Source organism: Nocardia miyunensis NBRC 108239 (genome assembly GCF_001613065.1).
Taxonomy (GTDB): Bacteria; Actinomycetota; Actinomycetes; order Mycobacteriales; family Mycobacteriaceae; genus Nocardia; species Nocardia miyunensis.
Genome location: NZ_BDBQ01000099.1, coordinates 52,535 through 58,893 on the forward strand (window position 1 = coordinate 52,535; position 6,359 = coordinate 58,893).

Sequence of the window (6,359 nt, forward strand, 5' to 3'; positions counted from 1 at the left end):
CCATGCCCGACAGCCGTTACCGCCATATTACGGAAGTGAAATTCCGCATTACGAAATTCACCCGTCATGTGCATGATGAGATCGACAGCATTCGACCGCACGCAACCGAGACGGAGACGGCATGACACGACACCCCCTGCCCTACGCGGTGAATCTGTCCATCCTGTTCACCGAACTGCCGTTGCTCGAGCGCCCCGCCGCGGCCGCGGCCGCTGGATTCGGCGCGGTGGAGTTCTGGTGGCCCTTCCCGACCGCGACCCCGGCCGACGCCGAGGCCGACGCTTTCGTCGTCGCGATCGAGCGAGCCGGAGTACAGCTGATCGGGCTCAACCTGTTCGCCGGAGATATGCCCGCCGGTGACCGCGGCCTGGTCTCCTGGCCCGGCCGGGAGCGGGAGTTCGCCGCGGGCGTCGCCGCGGCCGCGCGGATCGGCGGACGGCTCGGCTGCCCCGCCTTCAACACCCTCTACGGCAATCGAATCGAGGGTCGGGTCCCCGGCGTGCAGGACGAGGTGGCGATCCGCAATCTGGGCGTGGCCGCCCGAGCCCTCGGTGAGATCGGCGGCACCGTCCTGATCGAGCCGGTCAGCGGGATCCCCACCTATCCGCTGAGAACCGCGCGCGACGCGATCGGCGTCATCGATCGGGTGATTACGACGCACGGAGTGACGAATCTCGGCCTGCTCGCGGATCTGTACCACCTGACGGTCAACGGCGACGATCTGGACAAGGTCATCGACGGCTACGGCGACCGGATCGCCCACGTCCAGATCGCCGACGCACCCGGACGTCACGAGCCCGGCACCGGCGACCTGGACATCTTCGGTTATCTGGGCAAGATCGCCGACGCCGGTTATCGCGGCCACGTCGCCGCTGAATACATCCCCACGGGCGCGAGCGCGGACAGCTTCGATTGGCTGCACGCGGCCCTCTGAACCGATACCACCGCACGATCGGCCCGGAGCCGATCCGGTGCGCGACGATCGGCCGCTGTGAGCCGGACCGAATACCTCACGGCGACACCGATACCGGCCGTCGATGTCCAGTGCGACCGCCCGTACATCCATGTGCGGGCGCACAATTCGTACCTCGGCCTGATCCTCCGGACCAATGTGCCCCCGACATGGACTATTTCATCCAATTCAGCTTCGACGAAGTCAGCACGACGACACGGATCAGCCCGGCGCGAGGCTACGGCGGCGACCGCCTCCGCGTCGCGGATGGACTGGGCTGGAGGACAATCCGCGTCGAAACCCCACCCCACCCCCTTATCAGCCACTACGGCGAACTGCCTGCTCGCCGCAGTGGCTGCCGGGGGTTCGGCGAGTACACTCTCGACAGACCGACCGAAGCCGGAGGGGTAACGGCGTCATCCTTGCGGGGGGACCATGCCCAGAGCTGTCACATCTTCATTCCGACGCATGACCCGTTGCGCCGGTAGGTGATTCCGCAGTGACCACAACGGAACGCCCAGCTCCGATCGAACTCGGAGAACTGGATGGCATCACCTACTCGATCGCCCAGACACACGAACCCTGGCTGCTCGACATCGATGCCATCGTCGTATCGGTCGGGTCCGGTTTCGGCTCACTCGGCAACGCACTACGCCACCAATTCGACGATTCTGTTTGGCCTACCATCCCATTCGGTGACATAACTCCCCAGCACCCGATCGTCATAGCGTTGCCCAAGGGCAACAGAACCGACGTGACTCTCGGCCGGGCCGTATTGGTCTCGCCGCATGTGGACGGCAACGAATCAAGCGGCATCACCGATGGGACGCTGGCCACTGCGACGAGAAACGCACTCGATTCCGCGGCGACTGCCAACGCACGGCGGATCGGCATGCCTCTCCTGGGTACCGGCTCGCTGTTCAAACCAGCCGAGCAAGCAGCGCGGATCATCGTGCCCGCCGCCATCGACACCATGCAGCGGCAGTCCGCGCGAATGGTTGATCAGCTGGTATTCCTGTGCCAGGACGACACGACCGCCGACGCCATCACGGCGCAATTCACCGCAACGGTTTCGGGGGACTCGTCGAATCCGACTCCGCTGGCCGGTGGCGTCTCGACGGATCTGGTCGACCCGAATGTCGGCATACCGCTGAACGAGGATCGACTCGGCGTCGCACCCTACGTCGCCATGCTGGCGACCGTCATCGCGGACCAGAGCACGCCACTTCCCTTGTCGGTCGGGATATTCGGCGAATGGGGCTCGGGCAAGAGCTATTTCATGGCCATGCTGCGCGACCGGATTCACGCACTCGCCGAGTCCGGCGAGAAGCGGTATTGCCGGGAGGTCGTGCAGATCAGTTTCAACGCATGGCATTACGCGGACAGCAATCTGTGGGCCAGTCTCGGTGACGAGATATTCCGTCAGCTCGCCGGTACCGACGCACATTCACCCGGCCGCGCGGACCTGATTCGCGGAGAACTCGCGCCGCTCATGGATCAGCGCCGTCGACTCGAGGACGCCACACGGCAGGCGCGCACCACGGCGACGCGACTGCGCGAAGAAGTGGACCGGGCTGTGACGAGCCGCGAGACATCGGCCCTCAATCTCCTTGCGGCAGTGGGAAATACGTCGTCATTTCGGCGAACGATCTCGAGCATGTGGCGCAAGCTCGGTATCGACGACGAGAGCGAGCAAGCCGCACTTCTGGTGGAGCAGGTTCAGGGCACCCTCAGCGAGACCGCAGTGCTCGGTCGAGCGGCGACGACGAAGATCGGGTGGATCTCACTGGCCGGAGCGGTGACACTGCTCGGTCTCGGCATCCTCGTGCCGGTCCTGGCGGGCCACATCAGGGACTATTCCGCCTGGGGCGCAGGGCTTTCCGCTACCGCGACCGGACTCGGCGGACTGACTTTTCTGGCGAGCCGGATACACCGGGGCCTGCGACGACTGCGGGCGGTCGGCGAGGAATTGCGCACGGAGCTGAGAACGTCCGCCGAAAGGTCGGTCAGCAACGACCTGACCGATACCGTGGCACGCCTGCGCGCAGCCGAATCGGAACAGCGAGTCGCGCAGGCGCAACTCGACGATGTCATCGCCCACGTCGGCGAGCTGGGCCGGGAACTGGCCGAATTGGAGCCGGGCCGACGGCTGTATTCCTTCCTGGCCGAACGAGCCGACAGCGAGCGGTATGCCGGTCGGCTCGGTCTCATCTCCACCATCCGCAAGGACCTCGAGCAGCTCGTCGACCTCATGCACGAGTGGCGCAAGGATCCGGACCCGGCCTCGACGCGGCAACCGATCGACCGGATCGTGCTCTATATCGACGATCTCGACCGCTGCTCCGCACAGCAGGTCGTCGACGTTCTTCAGGCCGTGCACCTGCTGCTCGCCTTCGATCTGTTCGTCGTGGTGGTGGGCGTCGATCTGAGCTGGCTACGTCGGTCGCTGCGCAGCTGCTACGCGGAAATGTTGTACGACAACGGAATCGAGGCGGATCGGCCGCATACCCCGGAGGACTACATCCAGAAGATCCTCAACATCCCCGTGATGCTGCCGCGAATGACGACGATGGGCCTGTCCGCCCTGCTGAGCGACCTCGCCGGTCCTCTCGATGGGACAGCGGAATCGGCAGCGCCACAGGACGCATACACCGATCGGCGGCCGATCGGGTCGACCGATCCCTCGGTCACCGCCATACCGGTCGAAGCCGGTTCCGAGGTGGCCGCACAGTGGCGGATCGCACCGGGTCTACAACCGCCGATTCGCCTCACCCAGCCGGAGCTGGCACTGCTGGGCGCGCTGGATCTGTTCATCGATACGCCGCGGGAAGCCAAGCGGCTGCTCAATGTGTATCGGATGGTGCGCACCACCCGCTCGCTGTCTCCCGCTTCCCGCTTTCTCGGACTCGACGGCCGGGCAGGGGAATTCGAGGCCGTCGCGATTCTGCTCGCGCTGTCGACCAGTCGCTCACACCTGTGCGGGGCCGTACTGGACACTCCCCCGGATTCCGCGGGTCCGGCCCCCGGCGGCCTCGCACATCGGCCGTCGAACACGAGGTGGGTTCAGTTCGTCGCGGATATCGAACCGCAACGCGCGGCGGTCGGCTGGGTGAATCTTATCATCGGACCGATACCGGACGACCAAGTGCCGCAATGGCATCGACTCCACCGCGGACTGCTCCGCGCATCCGAAGTCACATCATTCTCCGACCTGTCGGATCTACAGCTCTGGTTGCCGAGGCTACGACGCTTCTCCTACACCCTCGCCCCAAGCGACACCTCGGCCACCCAACCCAGCGCCCGAACCTCGGTACCCACCGAAACCCTCACTGCCGCTGATGATTTCTACCAGCCATTCGCTATCGAATCATCATCGTCCGATACGTAGACGCCGCCCACAGGTGCGCCGGAGTCGTATCGACCAGGGGCTACGAAGTCTCGCCGACTCGGGTAGGTTCACCACTCCGGAAAGCGCGGATGCACAGCCACCGATCTGGTGAATTCCATTGTGGTTCAACCGCATTGGATATTCAGCGGCGCGAAACGGGAATTCGATGAATCTGCCCGATTCACCGACATGGCGGCCCGACTGCGTGCAACCATGTCGCCATCAAGGGGTATCGCGACTACTGATGGGGGCACGATCATGACCGAGCACGACAGCAGTATCACCCGCCGACAGCTCGGCCGCTATCTTCGCGAGGCGCGCGAGGGCGTCGGCATGACGCTGGAAGAGACTTCCGCCCTGATGGAATGGGGCAAGAGCAGTCTCCAGCGTCTGGAGAAGGGACTGAATCAGAAAGTTCGCATCCGTGACCTCGATGACCTGATCGGGATCTACGGCATCGAGGAGGAGGAAGCGGCGGGGCTGCGCGGGCTGGCGAAGGAAGCGGCCGAGAAGTCCTGGCTGCATGAATTCGGCGACCTGATCCCCGCCAACTTCAGCGTGTACATGGGCCTCGAATCCGCCGCACGCCGCTTGACGGTCTATCAACCCGACCTCGTGCCAGGCCTGCTCCAGATCGCGGACTACGCCCGTGTACTCGCACAGACGGCAAGCCCAACCGATTCTGCGATCGAGCTGGCAGGACGCGTGCAACTCAAGATTCGGCGACAGCGGCTCATCAACCGAAAAATCAAGCCTGTGTTGATGGATGTGGTCCTGTTCGAGAGCGTATTACGCCGGATGGTCGGCGGAACAGCTGTCATGGAGAAACAACTGCGCTTCCTCGCAGATGCCAGCACTCGCCCGAACATATCTATCCGGATCCTGCCGTTCTCGGCGGGTATGCCGACCGGTGATCAGATTGGCCCATTCGTGATTCTCGAGTTCGGCGAGGACGGCCGCGGCAATCCGATCGAACCAACCACCGTGTACGCGGAGGGCTACACGAGCGACATGTACAGCGAGAAAATGGGTATCGTTCAACGGTATACGCAGGCGCACAAACAGATCCAGCAAGCAGCGCTTGATGAGAGCGACAGCAGGATACTGCTGCGGACGTTAAGTAGGGAGTACCAGCGTGAACGATGACCTATCCAAAGCCAAGTGGTTCAAGAGCAGCCGCAGTGGCGGCACCAAGGAGTGCGTCGAAATCGCCCACCTCGACAACGGCGCAGTCGGCGTCCGCGACTCCAAGAACCCCACCGGCCCAGCCCTCGTCTTCACCCCCGCCGAATGGGACGCCTTCACCACAGAACTCAGCGACGGCAAATTCGGCCACGCCTGACCCACCCGTTCCATCGCAACGGCTCTGGTCCCGAATCGGGCCAGAGCCGTTGCGATGTCGGCGCAACCACACGCCACGCCGTTCGACCACGATGTCATCGTCTCGTCCATGCGCGACGAATTCGCCTGTGCCCTCGGTCTTTACGCATTGTCGCAGTGGCGGTCTCCGCAAAACCTGCTGCACTGCATTCTCACCGCCACGCGAGGCATCAGGCCGGAACCCAACAGCGCAGATTCGCCCACCACCGCGACCACGCTCACCGCCGGATCCAACCTACGCCGACTTTCGGCCCACCGGCGGGTACACCCCCACTACATTCGGCTCTCACCTACAAGAAGGCCGACACGGAAAGCCCCAATGACCGGGCATGTCACTCCATACCGCAAACTGCTGGCTCGCCTCGGGCGATGCCCATCGTCGTGTGGGCGAGGTCCGGATTCGGCTCATTCGGCCGCAATACAGCGGGAATTCGACGAGACCGCGACTGCTGCTGGCCCGACCACCCACGCCAGCGGCCCGCGCGAGTGCCTCGGAGGGACGGCTCCCGCCGGGGCAGGCTGCGATGTCGCAGGGCTGTCGATCCCGCAGCCACCGGCGGATGCACGGCACGTCCTCGTCCCCTTACGGCTGCGGCCGCTGGAGCGGCTGCCCGCGTTATCAGCCTGCGCCTGTACCCC

General features: G+C 64.4%; 4 protein-coding genes. All 4 read left to right on the top strand.

The window, feature by feature from the left end:
• Window positions 1-121 precede the first annotated feature (121 nt).
• The 4 genes from NM2_RS38360 to NM2_RS38380 all read left to right on the top strand — a co-directional run bounded on the left by NM2_RS38360 (window position 122) and on the right by NM2_RS38380 (window position 5,682).
• Window positions 122-934 carry a hydroxypyruvate isomerase family protein gene (locus NM2_RS38360; protein ID WP_067679975.1) on the top strand — a complete coding sequence of 271 codons (813 nt, stop codon included), beginning with the start codon at window positions 122-124 and terminating at the stop codon, window positions 932-934.
• Between the two features lie 517 nt (window positions 935-1,451).
• Window positions 1,452-4,340 (top strand): P-loop NTPase fold protein, encoded by a 2,889-nt coding sequence (locus NM2_RS38370; protein ID WP_067679981.1) that lies wholly within the window; start codon window positions 1,452-1,454, stop codon window positions 4,338-4,340.
• A gap of 108 nt (window positions 4,341-4,448) precedes the next feature.
• The gene (locus tag NM2_RS38375) at window positions 4,449-5,486 is read left to right on the top strand and encodes a helix-turn-helix domain-containing protein (protein WP_245718418.1); all 1,038 of its coding nucleotides are present in this window, start codon (window positions 4,449-4,451) and stop codon (window positions 5,484-5,486) included.
• A complete protein-coding gene (locus tag NM2_RS38380) occupies window positions 5,476-5,682 on the top strand; it encodes a DUF397 domain-containing protein (protein ID WP_067679987.1) in 207 nt (68 codons plus the stop codon). Before NM2_RS38375 ends, NM2_RS38380 begins: the two co-directional genes overlap by 11 nt.
• Window positions 5,683-6,359: the final 677 nt, after the last annotated feature.